The sequence below is a fragment of the Chryseobacterium jejuense genome (genome assembly GCF_900100075.1).
GTDB lineage: Bacteria > Bacteroidota > Bacteroidia > Flavobacteriales > Weeksellaceae > Chryseobacterium > Chryseobacterium jejuense.
Genome location: NZ_FNEG01000008.1, coordinates 187,556 through 209,874, shown reverse-complemented (window position 1 = coordinate 209,874; position 22,319 = coordinate 187,556). Strand labels below are relative to the sequence as shown.

Sequence of the window (22,319 nt, the reverse complement as noted above, 5' to 3'; positions counted from 1 at the left end):
AAGATATAACTGTTGGGCGCTTTAGACCAATCTGCATAATCAGATACAGCTCCGGAATTGATTGTAAAGCAGGAAACAGGACATTCCTCAGTAACCGGGTTGGTAAAAATCCCTACATATTTTATAAATTTATTGATCTCGCTTTCAATATCCATCAAAGGTCTCATAGGACCGTTCCAGCTGTTGATCACTTTTCTGTTTCTAATGGCACCAACACCATACAATGATGCCTGAGAGGTATTACTTAACGAAAAGTTTTCGGAACCTGGACCTCTCTGCTTGCCATTAAGAGGTGGATACCCAAAATCATTAATTGTATTGTAGTTGCTTATGGCAGAAAGCGAAATATATTGACCATTGGCTTTATAAACTCTTAATCCAGTAATTTTACTGATCACAATAACAACAGGCTGCTGATTGGTAAAAACATCACCCAGTTTTTCATTGATATAGTTATAAAGACCATAATATTTGTTGACAAGTGCATTAGGATTAGTGAAATCAAGATATCCCCTGCCTAAATCCTCACCTCCATCAGACGCTAGTAAAAACCAATTGCTGAAGTTGATAAAGAAACTTTCATTGGAAAATTTTCCTGCAAACATATACACCGGATCATGATAAGAGAACTCGAAAGGACTGGTATCACTATTCTGATAAATATATTTCTGTGAACTTGCTATCGTAGAAAGATTATTCGGGTTTGTAATGTTAATCACTGGTGAACTGGCATTGGAATTATCTAATGCAGCATTCCCCTGGAAAGACAGTACAATATCATTCAGCTTTTTCGCCAAATGCTGAGAAGTTACCCTGTCTTTTACCCCGGAAACAGTTCCATTGGGGTTATACACAACGGTTCCATTCTTTTTAGGGGTAAACAGAAGAGTGTATTGGTTTTCATCCAAATCACAGTTCCCATAAGTATAATCCGATTGCTTGTAATGGTTTACACTTTTATTCCATGTAACTGATGACCAATTGGTCACCGTCTCATTTGAACTCAATTCAATTTTAACGGAGTGTGCACTCAAAACAGATTGCGGCAGCTCGAAATTAGCTGTAAGATCTTCATCATAGTCATAATTCCCTGCAAAAGTTTTGCACCATAGAGATACCCAGTTGTTTTGGGCATCTTTGTACTTGATGGTAACCTTTACATCTCCTGCGGTAGTGGGCTTTTGAAAGTTTCCTTTCATAACTACCAATCCCCTCTCATTCACATTTTGTGAAATGATAATAAGAGGATCCAGATCATATGTGCTGGGAGGTAAAGCAGTCATATGTTTGAATCCAATACTGGTCTCACCGGGTTCGGGGACGGGTGTTATCCTCGCCCAGGCATGAGATACTGCAATACAAAATACTGCAACAAAAATCTTTAAGATGAATCTTTTTTTCATACCAAAAGAATTTAAACGTGTTTTAGAAGGTAAAATGAATGTATAATCCAAATAATATTTTGAAAATCAGATAGAATTCAAAATACTATCCCAACCCTAACTTTGTCGATAAGTCAGGATCGTAAATTTATTATCTGGAAAACGGGGTATATTAAATCAGATTCTTATAAGTAATTTTAAAAGGCAGCGAACAGAGTAATCTGTAAGTAGGCAGATCGTATTTTTTTGATTACGTGTTCTTTAGTTTTCTGGCTATGTGTTTTAGAAATCCTTAAAAATTCCAGATATAGCTAACATTTAAATTTTTAACGAAGTTACCAAAAAAAATAAAAAAATTTCCCTTAATAGAGAAATTCTATTTTTAAATAAGAATATGTCATAAATGAAAAATAAACAATTTAAACCACCATAAACATAATTATAGTGAAAACATTCAAAAAAAACATCACTATTAAAATTGAAAAAATAAATAAATTACATCACTATTTTTTATATTTTTCCTGTTTTAGATTAATCATGATAAGCTATTTTAAAATGTATTTTAATCGTTTTATGGGGTTAAATCCAATTGTTTTTTCTAAAAAAATTTCAACAAAAGCTTTAGAGGCAATCCCATATCAAGGCCCAACTCATATGATGGAACACGATAAACAAAGTCAGCAATAAGAACAAGTGAAACGAAAATTATATTTTTATTATTCACCAAAGATCTGTCCATTATTTTTATATCATCTTTCCTATCAGGAAGCTGGAAAATCAGGATAATGAAAAAAAGAATAAAGTGATTATACAACCATCTTCCCACATCAATAGCAATTAAAAACAGAGGAATTGTCAATATAATCAAAATAGAAAAAGTGATTAATAAAAGGCTCTTATTAGAAAGTTCCTGTTTCTTAATGATGAAGATATAATAGAGTATGAAGAATACCTCTAGTGTGAAACTCACCACATAAAGACTAACTGTATTGAAATGCTCTCTATAATACTGAATCTTAATTAGTTCATTTTCTTTCCATTGAAAAATATTTGAGTCCTGTAGGTTAATACCACAGGCCTTAACAAGCTGAAGTGTATTGCCATAATCCGGGTTCATATTTCCCATAAAAAAAATGAATACTGCCGGAATAAAGAAAGCCAATACTATTTTAAGACTCTTTTGAATGTCTAATTTCCTGCTATGAAGGAACAGAATAAATAAAAAATAAGGAGCATAAAAAATAAAACTCTCATGAATAAAAACGGACAAAGAGAAAGAAATCAATAGAATAGTCTCTCTAAATCCAGAATATTTATTCTTTATTAAAAAGTAAGTAAATATGGAGAAAAGCAACCACAAAATCCCATCTTTTCTAGAGCCAATTGCCGCATCGGAAAGAAATCCCCACAAACAAAATGGGGTAAGAAATAAGAAAACGTCTATAATATTAGTTTGCTTTACCTTAAATAGTAATGACAAAAGATAAAAAAACAAGATATAAACAATGGCCTGAGCTACAAAAACAGAATACTGCAATTTGATAGAGAATGAATCATAGAAGAAAACAAAAACAGTTCCCAGCAGCCCTCTCCTTTTAAATCCTCCATCCTGATAATTAATTAACCAATCTGCAAAAGCAAACCCATTACATGCATAATAGGCAAATCCAATTTTAAATAAACAAAGAACAGTAACTGCTATAAGGTACCATCCTAATTTAAATCCTTCCAGTGCTTTTTTTATCGAACTCATTTATTATGAATTTCACTGTTTTGGTATCAGATTTTTAAACTGATGAGAAGCCACTACAATTCCTGTAAGAATCAATGGTAAAAAAAGTCTTGTTTCCCAGAAAAGTCCTACCATAGCAATCATTATCAGATAAGGGATGGCAAAGAAAAGGTACTTCCAGATGAGCACTCTTCCTTTATCATTACACAACAGATAACTGAAATATAAACTTATTATTCCAAACAAAAGACCACTCAGGTTAAAAGGGCTGCTAAAATTATCCAGGAAATAAATTCCTTCCACAAAAGAAACATCCTGATGAATCGTCATTCTAAGCCCAGCATAAGGAACAATAAATGCAATCACCAACAAGATAAGTTCTTTGATAAAAGTAAAATCTTTATTTTTTAATTTTTCAAAATCAATGCACATTGCGGCAAAGAAAGAAATATTCAGACATGAAGTTTCTCTTGCCAGCGTAGAAATAAACACCACCGCACATAAAAGAATAAAATCTGTGGGTTTCCTTTTTTCCAGATATTTCAATGTGAGTAATGCTCCCCAAAGATAAAAGAAGATGGCAATAGAATCACAGTTGGTGGGAACATACTGTATAATAACAATAAAAAATATCGCCAATAGGTGGATCATTCTTCTGATCGTAAGATGCAAAGCACCTAGCTTAAGAAGCGCATGCAGAACAACTGAAGACAATATAAAAAAGAAACTGTTAATCAGAAAAATACTATGGTAAAATAATGTTCCCTGCTTTAAAAGAAAGTTTTTCAGAAAGGGGATATAATTGTTTACAAAGAAAGTCACTATTTCTGTAACATGTACACTCAGATAATTGGGAATTACTCTGTAAGCATATACAGAAGCGAACATAAAGTCGGGAGCCTTTTCCATGGTTTTCAATCTTACATAAGAAGACTCAAAGCCATAGTAAGCCATCGCAAACAGCAGAAACGGGAGCACTGCTACCAATAGAAATCCGTTTATTTTTTCATCATTTTTTTTCAACATATCAAAAAACAGATTCTTATTTTTTTAATAATAATTATGGTTTAAAATACATTTCATCAAAAGGGAACTTTTACAAAAGTAGAATATTTTATTGATTTTCAGACAAAACTTATCCTTAATTATTTTGATGTAATTCTTAAAAATTTAAATTTGCAGACTTGATTCAAACGTAATGCATCGCTTTTTTATATTTTTATATTATCTGATTTCCAGAAACAAAATTCTTTCTGTTTTTACAGCATTAGGAATTGCTACTTTATGCCTTTTCTTTGCTTCTAAGATTAACTTTGAGGAAGATATTAATCAGATCATCCCTAAAAATGAAAAATCAGATCTTACTGCAAAAGTTCTTAAACAACTTAATTTTTCGGATAAGATTATTGTTATCATAGAAAACAAATCCAATGAAGACAGCTTCCAGCTTTCAGAAACTGCAGATACTTTTTTACAAAAAACAGAGCCTTTACAAAAGTATATTGGTTCTATTCAGGGAAAAGTAAATGATAACGAGATCTCTGAAACCTTTGATTTTGTGAATCAAAACCTGCCACTATTCCTCAGTGAAAATGATTATAAAGAGATTGAAAGGAAACTTCAAAAAGACAGCATTGCTAAACAGGTAGAGGATAATTACATTTCATTGGTCTCTCCTACCAGCCTTGTTACTAAAGAATTTATTAAAAAGGATCCTCTCGGACTGACCTTTTTAGGAATCAAAAAATTAAATGCCTTAAATATCAGTAAGGACTTCAAACTGGAAGACAGTTATATTGTAACTAAAGATGGCAAAAACCTTCTGCTTTTCATTGAACCTAAAAATAAAAGTAACGATACAAAAACCAATGAAGCTTTTGTTGACCAGCTTAATACCATAAAAGACAACCTAAACAAACAGTTCAAGGGAAAAACAGAGATCAGCTATTTCGGTTCTCCTGTGATTGCGGTGGCCAATGCCAAGCAGATCAAAAAAGACATTCAGAATACAGTAGTGATTTCTATGACGGTACTTTTGGTCCTGCTCATTTATTACTTCAGGAACTTCTTTACCCCAATCATTGTCTTCCTTCCTACAGTATTCTCTGTTTTACTGGCTTTATTGGTACTATATTTTATTAAGGATAAAATTTCTGCCATTTCATTAAGTGTAGGAGCCATTCTTATTGGGATTACCATAGATTACGCCCTGCATATTCTCACCCATTACAAGCACAATAACAATATTGAGGAGCTTTATAAAGAAATTACCCAGCCTATTATTTTGAGCAGTGCCACTACTGCCGTTTCCTTTTTATGTCTGGTATTTGTAAGGTCTGAAGCCTTAAAGGATCTTGGACTTTTCGCTGCCATAACGGTTATACTATCTTCCGTTAGTGCGTTGATTATTGTTCCACAGCTTTATAAACCTAAACCGGTCAAAGAGAAACTGAATACCAACTTCATTGATAAGATCGGATCCTACCCGTATGAGAAAAATAAACCTTTGATTATTGGATGCTCCATCATCATTCTAGCATGTTTGTTTGGATTCAGACATGTTGGCTTTAATGAAGATATTGGGAATCTGAATTATATTCCGAAGGAAATGAAAATCAGTGAAGCCAAATTACAGAAGCTTTCGGATATTACTTCTAAATCCATTTATACAATTTCATATGGAAATTCTGAAGAGCAGGCGTTGGCTAGAAACTCTCAACTAAACACATTCCTGGAGAAGGAGAAGAAAGAAGGAAAAATTCTCAGCTATAACTCGATCGGAAGTATTGTTCTGTCTGAAAAAGATCAGCAAAAGAAAATTGAGGAATGGAAAAAATTCTGGAATGATAACAAAAAGAATCAAACGGTTTCTGAGCTCATCAGCAATGGGAATAAATTCGGATTCAACAGTTCAGCCTTTGACAACTTCAATCAGGTTTTAAATAAAAACTACGCTACCTTAGACATCAAGGACTATGAAAAGGTGAAAGCGCTTCAGATCTCAGAGTTCATGAGCAATGAAAATGGTTTTTATACGGTTTCCAATGTAGTAAAGGTTGATGAGAAAAAAAGAGATGCTTTCATTAAGGATATTGAAAAGAAACATAATGCCATTGCGATTGACCGTCAGCAGATGAATGAGAACTTTTTAGGTCTATTAAAAAGAGATTTCAATACGCTGATTAATTATTCCCTTCTGGCTATTATTTTAACAATCATTGTCTTCTTCAGAAATTTTGAATTGACCATTCTTACCATGTTTCCCATTGTTCTGACAGGAGTGGTAACCGCCGGAATTCTTTACTTCTTAGGATTGGAATTGAATATTTTCAGTACAGTAGTTTGTACATTGGTATTTGGAGTGGGAGACGATTTTAGTATTTTCCTTACACAGGCTATGCAAAAAGAGCACACCACAGGGAAAAACGAGCTTCCGACTTACAGAACCTCAATTATCTTGGCGGTATTTACAACCATTTTGTCTATTGGTTCTTTAATTTTCGCCAAACATCCGGCTTTGCATTCATTGGCTTTGGTAGCCCTGATCGGAATGTTCTCTGTGATTATCATCACTTCTACCCTATATCCGTTTTGGTTTAGGTTACTGATTACCAATAGATCAAAAAAAGGGCTTTCACCCATTACATTCAGGCTGTTTTTACGAGCTGTATTCTCATTCTTATATTATGGACTTGGTGGATTGGTATTTTCAGCTTTCGGAAGTATTTTCATTAAAAACTCCAAGGGCAAAACATTAGACATCATTAAATTAATCCTGGCTAAATTTTTAACATCTGTGCTTTATTCAAGTCCACTTGTTAAGAAAAAAGTCATTAAAAATCCAGCTGAAGATTTTAGTAAACCTGCTGTTATCATTGCCAATCACACTTCCTTTTTAGATACACTGGCTATTGCTATGGCAACTCATAAGATCATTTATCTGGTGAATGATTGGGTATATCAATCTCCAGTATTCGGAAGACTGGTAAGAGCATTGGGCTTCTATCCGGTTTCTCAAGGCATTGAAAACGGAATGGATCAATTGAAGGAAAAAATTGCACAGGGATATTCTCTTGTTGTTTTTCCAGAGGCAGAACGTTCTTATTCCAATGACGTGAAAAGGTTTCATAAAGGAGCATTCTATCTTGCAGAACAATTCGGATTGGATGTTCTTCCTTTATATATTCACGGAAATTCTGAAGTACTTCCGAAAGGCGACTTTATTATCTATGACGGAAGTATTACGGTAAAAGTAGGCGACAGAATCAATAAAGATGATCTGAGCTTTGGTAAAAATTATTCTGAGAGAACAAAAAAGATCAATGCTTACTACAGAGAAGAATTTGCCAAGCTGAGGGAAGAAATTGAGGATGAAAATTATTTTAAAAAGCAGCTATTCTTAAGCTATTTATATAAGGATAATGAAGTGGTGACAGAAGTAAAGAAAGACTTCAAAGCCAATAAATCGGTTTACTTTGAGTTGAATAAACATATTGCTAATGATGCCAATATTCTTCATATTGCTGATGATTTTGGACAAAAAGATGCTTTACTTACCCTTTATCAGGCCAGCAGAAGAGTTTTTTCGTGGATCAGAAATGACAATAAAAGAGCAACAGCCGCCCATAATTATCTGGTAAAAAGGAGAAAAATAAACTATATAAAAGATCTGTCTGAAGTGAATAAAAAGATTGATGTTCTCTTGGTTTCTGATGACAGTTTTAACATCAGCGATCTTGAGATTCTTCCTGAAACCATCATTTTCATCAATACCACAAACAAGGCAATAGAAAGTAAAAATCATACATTAAAATTCAGTTCTGAAGCATTAAAAGTATTTAAAACTGAATAATAAATATGAAAAACATATTTTTGTAAACACTAAAAAGATTCCATGAAAAAAAATATACTTGTCATATATTATTCTCAAACCGGCCAGCTGGAGGATATTGTGAGAAATATAGCCAAGCCTTTTGAAGCTCAAAAGGAAGAATATGATGTTACGTATTATAATATTAAGCTAAAGGAAGATTTTCCTTTTCCTTGGCCAGGTGATGTTTTTTTCAACACCTTTCCGGAATCTTATTTACAAATACCTAAGGAAATTGTACCCCCTTCAGAAGAAATACTGAACAAAAAGTATGACCTCATCCTGTTCGGTTATCAGGTATGGTATCTCACACCCTCTATCCCGATTATTTCATTTTTGAAAAGTGGCTATGCAGAACGTATCTTGAAAGATACTCCTGTAGTTACCATTTCCGGAACCCGAAATATGTGGATGCTTTCCCAAGAAAAACTCAAAGTATATTTAAGAGATTTAAAAGCCCAACTTGTAGGAAACATTGCATTAGTAGACAGACATGACAATTATACCAGTGTACTGACCATTCTTCGTTGGCTGACTACAGGACAAAAGGAACAATCAGGTATGCTGCCGGCAGCAGGAGTTTCGTCCGAAGAAATTACAGGTTCTGTAAAATATGGAGAGATTATCCAAAAGCATTTTAAAAACAATGACCTGGAAAATTTACAGCCGGATCTTGTAAAAAATGGTGCTATTGAAATCCGTCCGTTTTTAGTGCGTGTAGAAAAGGTAGGGAACAAGATTTTCACAGTATGGTCTCATCTGATTATCAAGAAAAAAGAGAAACGCCCATTGCTGATAAAATTCTTTAAGGTATATTTGATGGCTGCGATATGGATTATCTCACCTGTCGTTTTGGTGTTACACCTGCTTACAACCCCTATATTTTGGTTTAAAAGACAAAAACAAAAAAGATATTTACAAGGAATTAATTTAAAATAGAATGTACGACGTATTTATAACAAAAGCTTCAAAATTTTTACCCAATGAACCGGTATCAAATGAGGAAATGGAAACATATCTGGGGCTTATCAATGACGCACCTTCTAAAGCCAGATCACTTATTTTAAGAAATAATAAAATCACTACAAGATATTACGCTTTAGATAAAGAAGGAAACCCTACGCATTCCAATGCGCAGCTTACTGCAAAGGCAATTGAAGGACTTTTTGATGAGAACTTCAAAAAGGAAGATATGAAGTTATTATCCGTAGGAACTACTTCTCCGGATCAGATTCAGCCTTCACATGCCTCTATGGTTCACGGTGAACTGAATATCGGGAAATCTATTGAAATCAATACAGCAACCGGACTTTGCAACTCAGGGATGAATGCGCTTAACTACGGATTCCTTTCTGTAAGAGCCGGTGTACAGGAAAGTGCTGTATGTGCTGGTTCTGAAAGAATGTCTGCATGGATGACTGCTGATAAATTCAATCATGAAGCTGAAAATTTAAAATTATTGGAAGAAAGACCTATCATTGCTTTCAAAAGAGAATTCCTTAGATGGATGCTTTCTGACGGAGCAGGTGCTTTCTTATTACAAAATAAACCTAGAGAAAACGAAATTTCTTTAAGAGTAGAATTTATTGATTTCTATTCTTACGCTCACGAAATCGAGGCATGTATGTACGCAGGATGTGAGAAGCAGGAAGACGGAAGCTTAAAATCATGGGCAGATTATCCATCTGATTCATGGTTGAAGGACTCTATTTTTGCCATTAAACAAGACACAAAAATCCTTGATAAATATATTCTAGTAAAAGGTGCTGAAAGCTTAAGAGCTTCTTTTGACAAGCATAATCTGGATCCTGAAAAAATTGACCATGTATTGGCTCACATCTCTTCAGGATATTTCAAAGATGGATTGAAAGAGGAATTCGCTAAAAAAGGAATGGATTTCCCTGCTGAAAAATGGTTCTACAACCTTTCTGATATAGGAAATATCGGGGCTGGATCTATCTTCGTAGCATTAGAAGAACTAATGAACTCCGGAACATTAAAAAAAGGAGAGAAAGTACTTCTTTGCGTGCCTGAAAGTGGAAGATTCGCTTATTCTTGTTCTTTATTAACAGTCTACTAATGGAAAACAGACTGCCAACATCCGATAAAGATTTTGTACAAAGTCTTATCCCGCAACGTGCTCCGTTTGTAATGGTACATGAGTTATCAGAATATTCTGAAAGCCATCTGATTTCCGGTTTTGAAATAAAAGAAGATAATCTTTTTGTTCATGACGGATTTTTTCAGGCTTCCGGACTTATTGAGCATCAGGCACAAAGTGTAGCACTTCATACAGGTTACAAGTATTATATGCTTGGAAAAGATGCTCCTACAGGATATATTGGAGCCATTAAATCTTTTGAAGCCGAAATATTGCCTAAAATTGGAGATCAACTGAAATCTGAGGTAACCATCCTCAACGAAGTAATGGGAGTAACACTTGTAGACATCGTCACCAAATTAAATGGCGAAGTCATTGCAAAATCTCAAATGAAAACTGCTGTAAAATAACTTTCAATGGAAATCAGGGAAGAAAATATCATCAATATTCACAACTTTTTACCGCATCGCGAACCGATGCTTATGGCAGACTATATCCTGGAACTGACCAAGGAAAAAGTAGTGACTTCCTTTGAAATAAAAGAAGACAATATCTTTGTTCATAACAATGAATTGGCTGAAGCCGGATTAATTGAAAATCTGGCCCAAACCTGCTCATCCATCCTTGGGCAAAGCTTCTTCGAAAATCCGGAAGCAGATACCAAAGTGATAGGCTTTATCACCAATATCAAAAAAATTGAGATCTTCGGACTTCCAAAAGTAAATGACAAGATCATTTCAAAAGCATCACTGATTTCCCAGTTTGAAAATATCTGCCACATCTTCTGCGAAACGTTCAATAATGATGAATTGTTAATCCGAGCAGAGATTAACCTGTTTATTCAGGAGGTAAAATCGTAAAAAGAAAGAAAAAATACTATAAAAGCTGTACATTTTGTGCAGCTTTTTGTTTTTTATAATGGTGTAGATTGGGGATTATTATTTTTAACGCTATGATCGCAAGGGAATGTTTATTCTTATTATTATGAAGTTCGCAGAAGCGTTTCACTCAGCAAAGACAGCTACTTGTTTTTACTTGGAAAATTGTTGTATTCATCATTAGGTTTCGGCTAAAGCCAGATGAATTTCATGATTTATTTAGGCGGGCTAAAGCCCACCTCTATTGAATTAAAAACAGCCAATCTTACCAAACATCTTCCTTGGCTTAGTGAAACGCCTTTGCGATCGAAAAACATCAACAATTAATAATCCTTCCGCGAACCTTGCGTTATAAAAATAGTCACTGAAAAACATTACAGATCATTGTGAGTATTTGTGGAATTATTTGTGACATTCGTGTTAAAAAAATAGAATATTTCACGTGAAACATTCTATAGATCCGTGAAACACTCACTATCAATCAAATACCTTATTTAAACAAAAAAGTGGAACATTTCTGCTCCACTTTACCTATTATTAAAACTAAAATATTAGTATCCGAAGATCTCTTCAAGAGATACTTCCTGGAATGTTCCCATCTTGTTGATAGAATCCATATTTAGGTTTTCTTTTTTACCGATAATTGCGGTATTGTATTGTACAGGTTTTACTTCTGTATTATAGAATCCTGTCAGCTGAGGCAATGTCAATCCTTGAATTTCAGCATAGGTATCTTTTCTCAGGTCATAATCAACCCCTAGCTTTTTAAGTGCTAACTGACTGAAGAAAATATTAGTTCTGTTAATTCTGTTAGACGCAATCTGCTTTAATGCTGAACCTCTAGCGTTTTCAAACTGTGTTGGAATCTGTGGTAACTCAGCCATTAGTTCGCTCATTGCATTTACAGCCAAAGGAAGCTTGTTAGCCTGCGTTCCGATATAATTCGTGATGTAGTTAGCATGTCCTTTTTCTGAAGCATTTGCATAAGAAACATAGGCAGAATATGCTAAAGACTTACTTTCTCTGATCTCCTGGAAAACAATAGACGACAGCCCTCTTCCGAAATATTCATTGAAAACATTAGCCTTTCCGAAGTTGCTTAGGTTTACAGAACTTGCTTTTGCTACTTTAGCCATTTCCATCTGTACCATGTCATAATTCGTGAAATATACCTTTCCAGTTGTTGCAGGCTCTGCATATTCCTTAGCTTTTGCAGGCTGTAGACTTGCGTTTACAATATAAGGCTGTACCGCTTTCTCCATTCCTGCTTTGTCCTGTCCGTAAAGAAGAACTTCGTAAGGATACTGATTCAGTGTTTTGATCTTTTTAACCAGCTCTACTGCATCAATACTTTCTAGACGAGCTTTAGAAATCACATCTGTCATTCTTGAGTCTTTTCCATATTTTGCATAGTTGGAAAGAGCACCCATAATTCTCACCTTATCTTTTTTAGCAACTTCTCTGGCTTCAAGGATTGTTTTTACCGTTTGACTGTAAATTGCTTTATCCGCTTTTACGTTGGTCATCCAGTGATTCATCAACTCAACTCCTTTCTTCATATTGCTTTCAAGACCGGATAAAGTAACCGTAGTTTGGTCATTTGAAGTTCTGAAACTGTAAGAAATTCCTAGCTTATAAAACTCTTCCTTCAATTGTTCCGGAGTATATTTATCCGTTCCAAGATATTCAAAAAGAGTCCCTGCTAACGAAAGTTCCTTATCATTATCTGTTCCGAAAGGAAAAACATAGCTTACCTGAGCAATCTCATTGTATTTATTTTTCACAAAACTTACCGTCTTGTCTTTTACTTTTGAAGTCTGGATTGCTGTTTTATAATCGATGAATTCAGGTTTAATTTCAGCAACCTTAGTATTTAAAATATCTTTAAGGAAAGGCGATTGAGCTTCTCTGTTCAGTTTAATAGGAGTAATTCCCGGGTTTTCTACACGAACAAGTTTATCATTCACTCCTTTTTCTTTGTACACTACAACATAGTTATCCTTAAAGAAATCATTCGCAAACTTCACTACATCAGCCTTAGTGATCTTTTCATACTGATTGATCTCATCCAGCTCCTGTTCCCAGGTTCTTCCTTTGATATAAGAATCATAAAGTTCCGTAGCCAAACCATCAGCAGTTTCCAACCCTTTCATGCGCTGAACCTTTTTATCATTTACGATAGCTTTCAGCATCCAATCCGGAAACTGCCCTTTTTTAACAAGGTCAAGCTGATCCAATAATAATTTTTTAGCCTCATCAAAACTTTGTCCCTCTTTAGGAGTTACCACTAATGCAAACGTTCCATACATTTTGAATGGAGATTCATAAGCACCAGCTCCTAACGTTTTTTGCTTTTGATTAATATTAAGGTCAATTAAACCGGCATCACCTCTGTTGCTCAATATTTCAGCCACTACATCTGCCAGTCTCGCTTCCTGACTTCCATAAGAATCTGTTCTCCAAGCCATCGTCATTCTTTGAGTAGATGGACTTTTTACAGTTCTGGAAACAATCTGAGTCATAGGCTCTTCTGTTACCATCTTTTTCATCGGAAGCTCCTTGTATTTGAAAGCCCCGAAATACTGGTCAACTAATTTTATAGTTTTGTCGAAATCGATATCTCCAACCAATACTACGGCCATGTTATTAGGCACATAATACGTATCAAAATACTTATGAATAGCTAGCATTGAAGGGCTCTTCAGGTGTTCAGAAGTCCCGATAGTAGTTTGCTGTCCGTTCGGGTGTTTTGGAAAAAGAGCTTCCATTAAAGCATAGTTTACCAAACGTCCGTCATTATCCTGTGCTCTGTTGTACTCCTCATATACCGCTTCCAATTCAGTATGGAAAAGGCGAAGTACCAGTTCCGAAAAACGTTCCTTTTCTACCCTTAACCATTTTTCAAGTTCATTAGATGGAATATTGTTTTTGTAAACGGTTTCATCCAGCCAAGTGTGAGCATTAGTTCCTGTAGCTCCCAATGAAGAAATCGCTTTATCATATTCATTCGCAATCGCAAATTTTGAAGCTTCCTGAGAAACCTCATCAATCTTTTTATAAAGCTCCCTTTTCTTTGCAGGATCTTTTTCTGCCTTATGCTGCTCATAAAGATCAGAAATCTGTTGCAACAATGCTTTTTCCTTTGCCCAATCCTGAGTTCCCAACTTTGAGGTTCCTTTGAAAACCATATGCTCTAAGTAGTGAGCCAATCCTGTATTATCACTCGGGTCATTATTTGATCCTGTTCTTACCGGAATATAAGTCTGGATTCTTGGGGCATCTTCATTTTTAGCAAGATAAACCTTTAATCCGTTTTTCAGGGTATATACTCTTACCCCTGCCAGGTCATTCTTCACCGTTTCATAGGTGTAACCTTGGGCATCTGTTAGTTTTTGAGTATCGAATTTCTGAGCCATAGCACTAAGCATGCAGAAAAGCGAAACAGAAATAAAAAGTTTCTTCATAGTGGTTATTTAATAATTTTTATATTCAAATTTCTACTCCATTAGTCTTATGACAGGAGGCACTTGTTACAGTTTGCTCCATCATAAATATGCATCATAAGTACTAACAGTATTTCTTAAGATTTCATTACATCCAATTAGTTAAACATCCCTAGTTCAAAAACTGAATAAAACAAAGATTCTCCTTATTTGTATAAACTTAAAGAGAGGTATCAATGTCAATTTGTACCTGGTCAAATCGGAGAAAATATTACTCTGTTAAAACTTGTGTCCAAAACCTGATATAACCTTTATGTCAAAACAATATCATCGTCCGGGCAACCCTAATTTTCATATTATGTATTTTCACTATTTTAGCCACCTGATTAAAAGAATCAAAAACAGGTGAGTCTTATTTCATCTGGAACCTAAAAAATTAAACATTATTCAGATGAAAAAACAAGACCTTCCTCAAGACGAAAGTAATCTGAAATCCGCCAACATGACAGAAGTTCTTTATGTAACGGATGAAAATGATAATTATACAACAGCAAACAGTACAGGCTGGGATGCTAAAAAAGCAGCTTTGGATGAATCTATGGAGCTTATTCATGAGAGGATTGAAGATGCCAAGCAAAACGTTGCCAATAATATTGTAAGCCCTATCGTTTATTTTATGGAGTTCAATAAAATGGACCTGGGAGTATTGGCCTCTTATGTAGGAATATGGCAATGGAGGGTAAAAAGACACTTTAAACCCAAAGTATTTAAAACACTAAGCGAAACTGCACTGAAAAAATATGCCGATGCATTCGGGATTTCAGTCAATGAACTAAAAAACTTCAACGGGAAATAAACAAAGTAATACACTCCGTTTTATTTACCCAGGAAAAAGATACAAACTGCAAATGAAATTAAACTTTGAACACCATCAGACTGCGCATTGCGAAAACGGTGTTGCTTCTAATCTACTGCTTAACAGAGGACTGAAACTAAGTGAGCCTATGATCTTCGGGATCGGGTCAGGATTGTTTTTTGTCTACCTTCCTTTTTTGAAGGTGAATTTTGCTCCGGGCTTCAGCTATCGTCCGATGCCGGGTGCTATTTTCAGTAAAGCAGCTAAAAGATTAGGAATTAAAATCAAAAGAGAAAAATTCTCAAATCCCCAGGATGCCCAAAAAGCACTGGAAAGAAACTTAGAACAAAATATCCCTACAGGACTTCAGGTAGGTGTTTTTAACCTTACCTATTTCCCTGAAGAATATAAATTCCACTTCAATGCCCACAATCTTGTCGTATATGGTAAAGAAGATGGGAAATTCCTCATCAGTGATCCGGTAATGGATTACACAACTTCCCTTACAGAAGCAGAACTGGAAAAAGTAAGATATGCCAAAGGAGCACTGCCTCCCAAAGGACACATGTACTATCCTATTTATATTCCGGAAGATGTTCATCTGGAAGAAGCCATAAAAAAAGGAATTAAAGATACCTGCAAAAACATGCTGGCTCCGGTACCACTTATTGGAGTAAAAGCGATGAGATGGGTGGCTAAAAGCATTCCAAAATGGGCAGAAAAGAAAGGAACAAAAGTAACCAACCATTATCTTGGGCAATTGATAAGAATGCAGGAGGAAATCGGCACAGGAGGTGGAGGCTTCAGATTTATTTATGGAGCATTTCTTCAGGAGGCAGCTGTTATCCTTAAAAATGATGAATTAAAAGAACTTTCAAAAGAAATTACCTCTATTGGGGATCTTTGGAGAGATTTTGCAGTAGATATTGCCAGAGTGTATAAAAACAGAAATGCTAAGAGCGACATCTACAACGAATTATCAAAAACAATGCTTCATATTGCAGATTTAGAAGAAGCTTTCTATAAAAAACTGAGAAAAGCGATCTGATATGGCAGAGAATATGATTGAGATTAAAAATCTATATAAAAAATACAAAAACTCCGATGAGTTTTCTGTAAATGATATCTCTTTGAATATCCACAAGAACGATATCTACGGGATTCTTGGTCCTAACGGAGCAGGAAAAACAACTTTGATATCTATGCTTTCGGGGTTAATTAAACCTACTTCAGGACAATTTACGATCAATGGACTATCTCCACAAAAAGATAATTTCAAGATCAGGGAGATTATGGGAATTGTTCCACAGGAATATGCACTCTATCCTACTCTTACCGCTAAAGAAAACCTGATGTTTTTCGGAAGCTTATATGGGTTAAAGCATAAGGAGCTTACCAAAGCGATTGATGATTCCCTGGAAATTATGGGGCTTTCAAAATTTGCCAACAAACAGGTAGGCCAATTCTCAGGAGGAATGAAACGCCGTTGCAACCTCATCGCTGGCACCCTTCACAATCCGAAAGTGTTGTTTTTGGATGAACCTACCGTAGGCGTAGATGTACAATCCAAAAAAGTAATCATTGATTTCCTTTTAGAATTGAATAAAAACGGAACATGCATCATCTATACTTCCCACCACCTTTCTGAGGCAGAAGAATTCTGCACTAAGATTGCGATTATCGATAAAGGAAGAATTCATGCTGTGGGAACTCCTGAAGAACTTGTTTCTCAGATTGCCCACGCAGAAAACCTTGAAGATGTTTTCATTTCATTAACCGGAAAAGAATTAAGAGATGTTGTTGTATAAACTGTGGAGAAGTTTTATTAAAGAAATTCTTCTGCTGAAAAGAGATATTGGAGGAATTGTCATCATTTTCGTAATGCCGTTGCTTTTAATTGTAACCATTACCCTGATTCAGGATTCTACCTTTAAAAACCTTGAAGGTTCAAAAATCCCAATCATTTTTATTGATCATGATAAATCTGAAGTTTCTAAAAATATAAAAGGAGAACTTGAAAATAGTAAGACCTTCCAACTGCTGACCAATTTCAACGAAAAATCAGCACAGGAGGCTGTATTTGCGGGAGAATATCAAATGGCGATTGTCATTCCTCAAGACCTTACGAAGGATTTAAACACCAATATTGATTCCAAAGTTCAGGCTATTGTAAGTTCATTCGGATTGGAAGGTGATTCTGCACAAACAAAAATAGAAGCTCCGAAAGCTAAAGAAATTCATTTATATTTTGACCCGGCAACCAATGCTGGATTCAAAAACTCTGTAATGAATTCCGTAAACAAAATGGTTTTTGAGATCGAAAATAAAAAGATCTACAAAGCATTCCAGGATCAGCTTGGAACAACAGAAAACCTTGAGGAGAATAAAAACCTCATCAGTTTCAAAGAAATCACACCGAAAAAAGGAGAAATGGACATTATGCCGAATTCTGTTCAGCATAACGTTCCTGCATGGACTCTTTTCGCCATCTTTTTCATTGTTGTTCCTTTATCCATCAACCTTGTAAAAGAAAAAAGCCAGGGAACAAGTGTAAGAGCAAGAATAAGCCCTACTCCCTATTTTGTACATATTTTAGGAAAGACATTTACTTATCTTATTATCTGCCTTATTCAGTTTTTGCTGATGGTGGCTGTAGGGATTTATCTTTTCCCATACATGGACCTTCCGGCATTTGATGTATCCGGTAAGATGTTCCAGCTTGTTACGGTAACTTTATTTGCAGGGCTTGCAGCCATAGGATTTGGAGTATTATTGGGAACTATTGCAGATACCCAGGAACAATCAGCTCCTTTTGGAGCAACATCTGTAGTAGTGTTGGCAGCAATCGGTGGAATCTGGGTTCCGGTATTTTTAATGCCCGAATTCATGCAGACTGTAGCCAAATTCTCTCCTATGAACTGGGGACTAAACGCTTATTATGATATTATTTTAAGAAACAGCGGAATCGGAGGTATTGCCAAAGAACTGGTATTTCTATTTTTATTTTACATTGCAACCGTATCCATCTCTATTTTCTACGAAAGAAAGCTTCATAATATTTAATCTATTTTATTATTAATATTGTCAGGAAGTTCTGACATCCATAAAAACAAAACTCAGGAAGAAAAAACATGCAGTCTAACGAAAATATATTAACCTGTACTGAAGAAGTAAGAGTACGATTCAATGAGACAGATCCACTGGGCATTGTCTGGCATGGGCATTACATTGTTTATTTTGAAGACGGAAGAGAAGCTTTTGGACGTCAGCATGGCCTTACTTACCTCGATATTCAGAAGGCAGGCTATGTAACACCTATTGTAAAAAGCACCTGTGAGCATTTTCTTCCGTTAAAATATGGAGAAACATTTAGAGTTGTAACCACTTTTGTGAATTCTGTCTCAGCAAAGCTTATTTATAAATATGAGCTTTTCAATCAGGAAGACAAGTTGGTATGCAGCGGAGAAACTATTCAGGTATTTCTGGACAGCAATGGAGGTTTATGTTTATATAATCCGGAGTTTTTTCAAGCCTGGAAAGATAAAATGGGTTTATCATGAAGAAGGAAATTTATATCATAGACTATAACTGTGTAACGCCTCTTGGTTTTGATGTGGATTCTAACTGGAAGGCACTTTTAGCCGGAAAATCAGGGGTTGCTTTACATAAAATTATAGGAAATCAGGATGCTTTTTATGCCTCCGTGATTGATTCTGAAAAGCTGGATGAAGAATTTGATAGAGTCTTCACTCAAAATACCCAGCAGGAATTCACAAGACTGGAAAAAATGCTTCTTCTAAGCATGAAGCCTCTGGCTGAAAAACATAATATAACTGAAAACACAGCTCTCATCCTTTCTACAACAAAAGGAAATATCAGCTTATTAAAAAACCAGACTGAATTACCGGAAGGTGTTTATTTATCACAACTAGCCCAGAAAATTGCAGATTTTTTCGGATTTAAAACCAAACCTATTGTAGTTTCCAATGCCTGTGTTTCCGGAGTTATGGCTATTGCGGTTGCCAAGAATATGATTCAGGCAGGAAAATATAAAGATGCCTTTGTAATTGCAGGAGATGAAATTTCGGAATTTGTGATCTCCGGCTTCAATTCATTTCAAGCAATTGGTTCAGAACCTTGCAAACCTTATGATAAAAATCGGAACGGAATCAATATTGGTGAGGCAGCAGCAGCAGTTTATATCACTAATGGTCATTCTGACGAAGAAACAATTTCGCAAAACGAAAAATGTAGATTTAAAGTATTGGGAGACTCAGCTATCAATGATGCCAACCATATTTCAGGCCCCTCCAGAACAGGAGACGGTTTATACGGAAGCATCAGAAATGCCATGATGGAAGCCCATGTTTCTGCAGAAGAAATCAATTTTATTTCAGCCCACGGAACGGCAACATTATATAACGATGAAATGGAAAGCATCGCTTTCAGCAGAATGGAGCTTCAAAATGTTCCTCTCAACAGCATGAAAGGATATTACGGACACTGCTTAGGAGCTTCTGGATTATTGGAAAGTATTATTTCTATGGAATCTGCTCTTCAAAACACCCTGCTCCCTTCTAAAAACTTTGAAGAAATGGGAGTGTCTCAACCATTGAATATTATCAAAGAAAATCAGTCTGCAACCGTAAAATATATTCTGAAAACTGCATCTGGTTTTGGAGGTTGTAATGCGGCGATTGTGCTGGAAAAATGTTAAAAACAATGTTTTTTTTTCATTCCTGAAACTGCATACAATAATAAAAAAACCACATTGAGCGGTTTTTTTATTATTGTTTTGTAAAGACCAGGTTTTCACTCTCGGGAAGGTGTATTTTGTACTCTTTATCAGGAGGGCAAAGAGTATCAATTCTCGTTGTAGTCCCCGGATAATATCCCCATGAAAATTGAGTATCATTTATTTTCTTTAAAGTAATGGTACCAATACCAACACTGCAGTTTCCTCCTGAAAAAACAAATATAATATTGCCATTTTCTTGAATTTTTGAGCCTTCAATAGAAAGTTTGGAATCACTTGTAAAATCTTTATTTAATGTGCTTTCCAAAACTATATCATCTTTTTTTACTTCATACTTTATAAATAATTGATCGGTATAAAAATTCTTTTTCCACATTTTAAGGTTTTTTTTTATCTCCTTAGTAATAACAAGTTTTATAGTTTTGTTATCGAAATTTGAAGTCCATACTCCTGTGTAGTAATCTAATTCATTATTTATATCTTTAAAATATGAATTTGTCTGAGACTTAAAAGCGGAAGTGTTTAATGGAAGTATTTGCTGTGCTTTACAAGAAAACACAACAAAAATCCCCAGAATAATCCACTTATTTTTCATTATTGTTTTGTAAAGATCAGGTTTTCTGTCTCGGGAAGGTATATTTTGTACTCTTTATCAGGAGGGCAAAGAGTATCAATTCTCGTTGTTGTCCCCGGATAATATCCCCATGAAAATTGAGTAGCATCAATTTTTTTAAAGTTAATTGCTCCTACACCAACACTACAATTACCTCCTGCAAATATTAAATTAAGTAAGGCTCCATTTGATTGGGTCTTAAGTCCCTTTATAGACAGGCTAATATCATTTGTAAAATCTTTATTTAAAGAACTTTCAAGAATTACCCCACTCTTATTCATTATTTCGTATCTAACTCGGAGTTGATCTCTGTAAAAGTTTTTATTCCACATTTCAAAAGGTATCTTTACTTCTTTTGAAATATGCAAAGTGATAGTCTTATCTTGAAAAGTTGCTTTCCATATTCCAAGATAATAATCAAATTCGTGATTAATATCTTTAAAATATGAGTTTGTTGGAGATCTAAAAGCTGAATTATTCAAGGGTAATACTTGCTGTGCCTTACAAGAAAACACAACAAAAATCCCCAATATAATCCACTTATTTCTCATTACTGCTTTGTAAAGACTAGGTTTTCTGTCTCGGGAAGGTATATTTTATATTCTCTGTCAGGGGGACAATTAATATCATTAGTTGTTGTAGTTCCCGGATAATATCCCCAAGAAAATTGAGTAGCATTTATTTTCTTTAAATTGATAGTTCCTATACCAACACTGCAGTTTCCCCCCGAAAAAAGGAATATAACTTTATTACCATTATCTTGAGTGAGTAAACTTTTTATAGAAAGTCCTACATCATTTATAAAATCCTTATTGAGTGTACTTTCTGATACTACTCCATTTTTTTTTACTTCATATCTGATAAATAACTGATCTGTGTAAAAGTTCTTTCCAAAAAGTTTAATTGGCATTTCTATTTGTTTGGAAATGTTAAGGGTTATCATTTTATCTTCAAATGAGGCAGTCCATATTCCAATATAAGGATTCAACTCATTATTCAAATCTTTAAAATATGAATTGACAGGAACATTATCTGGATAAGTATTTAGCGGAAATACTTGCTGTTGTGCCTTACAAGAAAACACAACAAAAATCCCCAGTATAATTAGTCCATTTTTCATTACTGCTTTGTAAAGATCAGGTTCTCTGTCTCGGGAAGGTGTATTTTGTACTCTTTATCAGGAGGGCAAAGAGTATCAATTCTCGTTGTTGTCCCAGGATAATACCCCCATGAAAATTGAGTAGCATTTATTTTCTCCAAATTGATAGTTCCTATACCTACACTACAACTCCCCCCTGAAAAAAGGAGTATAACTTTATTACCATTATCTTGAGTGAGTGCACTTTCTATGGAAAGTTGAGAATTATTAGTAAAATCTTTATCTAGTGTACTTTCTGATATTACACCATTTTTTTTTATTTCATATCGGATAAATAATTGATCTCGATAAAAGTTTTTTCCAAAAAGTTTAATTGGCATTTCTATTTTTTTAGAAATGTTAAGGGTTATCATTTTATCTTCAAATGAGGCAACCCACACTCCAGTATAAGGATTCAATTCATTATTTAAATCTTTAAAATATGAATTGATAGGAATATTTTCAGCATAAGTATTTAACGGGAATATTTGCTGTTGTGCTTTGCAAGATATTGTAAATAAAGCTAATATATAAATTAATTGTTTCATAA

19 protein-coding genes are annotated in these 22,319 nt (G+C 34.8%); 11 read left to right on the top strand and 8 right to left on the bottom strand.

Annotated features, from left to right (window positions below; all coding sequences use genetic code 11):
* From BLS98_RS21205 to BLS98_RS21195, 3 genes are all read right to left on the bottom strand, one after another.
* A partial coding sequence (locus BLS98_RS21205; protein WP_139166166.1) for a hypothetical protein occupies positions 1-1,403 on the bottom strand: 1,403 nt, incomplete at its 3' end.
* Positions 1,404-1,980: 577 nt separating this feature from the next.
* Positions 1,981-3,135, bottom strand: coding sequence for a hypothetical protein (locus tag BLS98_RS21200; protein ID WP_089739212.1), 1,155 nt, complete (start codon positions 3,133-3,135; stop codon positions 1,981-1,983).
* A 12-nt stretch (positions 3,136-3,147) separates the two neighbouring features.
* Positions 3,148-4,140, bottom strand: a complete 993-nt coding sequence (locus tag BLS98_RS21195) for a hypothetical protein (RefSeq protein WP_089739210.1) — start codon at positions 4,138-4,140, stop codon at positions 3,148-3,150.
* A gap of 172 nt (positions 4,141-4,312) precedes the next feature.
* Here BLS98_RS21195 and BLS98_RS21190 point away from each other — a divergent pair, with 172 nt between their 5' ends.
* Genes BLS98_RS21190 through BLS98_RS21170 form a run of 5 tightly spaced genes read left to right on the top strand, consistent with a single transcriptional unit; the run spans position 4,313 to position 10,945 of the window.
* Complete coding sequence (locus BLS98_RS21190) at positions 4,313-7,966, top strand: MMPL family transporter (protein ID WP_089739208.1); 3,654 nt, start codon at positions 4,313-4,315, stop codon at positions 7,964-7,966.
* 42 nt (positions 7,967-8,008) lie between these two features.
* Positions 8,009-8,923 carry a hypothetical protein gene (locus tag BLS98_RS21185; RefSeq protein ID WP_089739207.1) on the top strand — a complete coding sequence of 305 codons (915 nt, stop codon included), beginning with the start codon at positions 8,009-8,011 and terminating at the stop codon, positions 8,921-8,923.
* A 1-nt stretch (position 8,924) separates the two neighbouring features.
* Positions 8,925-10,064 (top strand): dialkylresorcinol biosynthesis protein DarB, encoded by a 1,140-nt coding sequence (locus BLS98_RS21180; protein WP_089739205.1) that lies wholly within the window; start codon positions 8,925-8,927, stop codon positions 10,062-10,064.
* A complete protein-coding gene (locus BLS98_RS21175; RefSeq protein WP_089739204.1) occupies positions 10,064-10,495 on the top strand; it encodes a hotdog family protein in 432 nt (143 codons plus the stop codon). The genes BLS98_RS21180 and BLS98_RS21175 overlap by 1 nt, the downstream gene beginning before the upstream one ends.
* Positions 10,496-10,501: 6 nt before the next feature.
* Positions 10,502-10,945: a hotdog family protein gene (locus tag BLS98_RS21170; RefSeq protein WP_089739202.1), complete on the top strand. Its 444-nt coding sequence runs from the start codon at positions 10,502-10,504 to the stop codon at positions 10,943-10,945.
* A 569-nt stretch (positions 10,946-11,514) separates the two neighbouring features.
* Here BLS98_RS21170 and BLS98_RS21165 read toward each other — a convergent pair.
* Entirely contained in the window at positions 11,515-14,427 is a 2,913-nt protein-coding gene (locus tag BLS98_RS21165) for a M16 family metallopeptidase (RefSeq protein WP_089739200.1), read from the bottom strand.
* A gap of 430 nt (positions 14,428-14,857) precedes the next feature.
* On the opposite strand from BLS98_RS21165, the gene BLS98_RS21160 reads away from it, so the two are divergent.
* The 6 genes from BLS98_RS21160 to BLS98_RS21135 all read left to right on the top strand — a co-directional run bounded on the left by BLS98_RS21160 (position 14,858) and on the right by BLS98_RS21135 (position 19,979).
* On the top strand, positions 14,858-15,262 hold the full coding sequence (locus BLS98_RS21160; protein WP_089739198.1) for a flexirubin biosynthesis protein DarG: 405 nt from the start codon (positions 14,858-14,860) through the stop codon (positions 15,260-15,262).
* A 52-nt stretch (positions 15,263-15,314) separates the two neighbouring features.
* Complete coding sequence (locus BLS98_RS21155; protein ID WP_089739196.1) at positions 15,315-16,310, top strand: BtrH-related acyltransferase DarH; 996 nt, start codon at positions 15,315-15,317, stop codon at positions 16,308-16,310.
* Between the two features lies 1 nt (position 16,311).
* The gene (locus BLS98_RS21150) at positions 16,312-17,070 is read left to right on the top strand and encodes an ABC transporter ATP-binding protein (protein WP_089739194.1); all 759 of its coding nucleotides are present in this window, start codon (positions 16,312-16,314) and stop codon (positions 17,068-17,070) included.
* Positions 17,057-18,325, top strand: a complete 1,269-nt coding sequence (locus BLS98_RS21145) for an ABC transporter permease (protein ID WP_089739192.1) — start codon at positions 17,057-17,059, stop codon at positions 18,323-18,325. Before BLS98_RS21150 ends, BLS98_RS21145 begins: the two co-directional genes overlap by 14 nt.
* A 68-nt stretch (positions 18,326-18,393) precedes the next feature.
* The gene (locus tag BLS98_RS21140; protein WP_089739191.1) at positions 18,394-18,822 is read left to right on the top strand and encodes an acyl-CoA thioesterase; all 429 of its coding nucleotides are present in this window, start codon (positions 18,394-18,396) and stop codon (positions 18,820-18,822) included.
* A complete protein-coding gene (locus tag BLS98_RS21135; RefSeq protein ID WP_089739189.1) occupies positions 18,819-19,979 on the top strand; it encodes a beta-ketoacyl synthase N-terminal-like domain-containing protein in 1,161 nt (386 codons plus the stop codon). The genes BLS98_RS21140 and BLS98_RS21135 overlap by 4 nt, the downstream gene beginning before the upstream one ends.
* A gap of 70 nt (positions 19,980-20,049) precedes the next feature.
* Here the strand turns inward: BLS98_RS21135 and BLS98_RS21130 are convergent, their stop codons facing one another.
* From BLS98_RS21130 to BLS98_RS21115, 4 genes are read right to left on the bottom strand one after another with little or no spacing between them, the layout of a single operon-like run.
* On the bottom strand, positions 20,050-20,613 hold the full coding sequence (locus BLS98_RS21130) for a DUF6705 family protein (RefSeq protein WP_089739187.1): 564 nt from the start codon (positions 20,611-20,613) through the stop codon (positions 20,050-20,052).
* Positions 20,613-21,182, bottom strand: coding sequence for a DUF6705 family protein (locus BLS98_RS21125; RefSeq protein ID WP_089739185.1), 570 nt, complete (start codon positions 21,180-21,182; stop codon positions 20,613-20,615). Before BLS98_RS21125 ends, BLS98_RS21130 begins: the two co-directional genes overlap by 1 nt.
* The gene (locus tag BLS98_RS21120) at positions 21,182-21,751 is read right to left on the bottom strand and encodes a DUF6705 family protein (protein WP_089739183.1); all 570 of its coding nucleotides are present in this window, start codon (positions 21,749-21,751) and stop codon (positions 21,182-21,184) included. Before BLS98_RS21120 ends, BLS98_RS21125 begins: the two co-directional genes overlap by 1 nt.
* On the bottom strand, positions 21,751-22,317 hold the full coding sequence (locus BLS98_RS21115; RefSeq protein WP_089739181.1) for a DUF6705 family protein: 567 nt from the start codon (positions 22,315-22,317) through the stop codon (positions 21,751-21,753). Before BLS98_RS21115 ends, BLS98_RS21120 begins: the two co-directional genes overlap by 1 nt.
* Between the last annotated feature and the right edge of the window lie 2 nt (positions 22,318-22,319).

Coding starts and splice junctions, on each gene's coding strand:
- BLS98_RS21200 (WP_089739212.1), bottom strand. CDS start 3,135: ATGAGTTCGATAAAAAAAGCACTGGAAGGATTTAAATTAGGATGGTAC.
- BLS98_RS21195 (WP_089739210.1), bottom strand. CDS start 4,140: ATGTTGAAAAAAAATGATGAAAAAATAAACGGATTTCTATTGGTAGCA.
- BLS98_RS21190 (WP_089739208.1), top strand. CDS start 4,313: ATGCATCGCTTTTTTATATTTTTATATTATCTGATTTCCAGAAACAAA.
- BLS98_RS21185 (WP_089739207.1), top strand. CDS start 8,009: ATGAAAAAAAATATACTTGTCATATATTATTCTCAAACCGGCCAGCTG.
- BLS98_RS21180 (WP_089739205.1), top strand. CDS start 8,925: ATGTACGACGTATTTATAACAAAAGCTTCAAAATTTTTACCCAATGAA.
- BLS98_RS21175 (WP_089739204.1), top strand. CDS start 10,064: ATGGAAAACAGACTGCCAACATCCGATAAAGATTTTGTACAAAGTCTT.
- BLS98_RS21170 (WP_089739202.1), top strand. CDS start 10,502: ATGGAAATCAGGGAAGAAAATATCATCAATATTCACAACTTTTTACCG.
- BLS98_RS21165 (WP_089739200.1), bottom strand. CDS start 14,427: ATGAAGAAACTTTTTATTTCTGTTTCGCTTTTCTGCATGCTTAGTGCT.
- BLS98_RS21160 (WP_089739198.1), top strand. CDS start 14,858: ATGAAAAAACAAGACCTTCCTCAAGACGAAAGTAATCTGAAATCCGCC.
- BLS98_RS21155 (WP_089739196.1), top strand. CDS start 15,315: ATGAAATTAAACTTTGAACACCATCAGACTGCGCATTGCGAAAACGGT.
- BLS98_RS21150 (WP_089739194.1), top strand. CDS start 16,312: ATGGCAGAGAATATGATTGAGATTAAAAATCTATATAAAAAATACAAA.
- BLS98_RS21145 (WP_089739192.1), top strand. CDS start 17,057: ATGTTGTTGTATAAACTGTGGAGAAGTTTTATTAAAGAAATTCTTCTG.
- BLS98_RS21140 (WP_089739191.1), top strand. CDS start 18,394: ATGCAGTCTAACGAAAATATATTAACCTGTACTGAAGAAGTAAGAGTA.
- BLS98_RS21135 (WP_089739189.1), top strand. CDS start 18,819: ATGAAGAAGGAAATTTATATCATAGACTATAACTGTGTAACGCCTCTT.
- BLS98_RS21130 (WP_089739187.1), bottom strand. CDS start 20,613: ATGAAAAATAAGTGGATTATTCTGGGGATTTTTGTTGTGTTTTCTTGT.
- BLS98_RS21125 (WP_089739185.1), bottom strand. CDS start 21,182: ATGAGAAATAAGTGGATTATATTGGGGATTTTTGTTGTGTTTTCTTGT.
- BLS98_RS21120 (WP_089739183.1), bottom strand. CDS start 21,751: ATGAAAAATGGACTAATTATACTGGGGATTTTTGTTGTGTTTTCTTGT.
- BLS98_RS21115 (WP_089739181.1), bottom strand. CDS start 22,317: ATGAAACAATTAATTTATATATTAGCTTTATTTACAATATCTTGCAAA.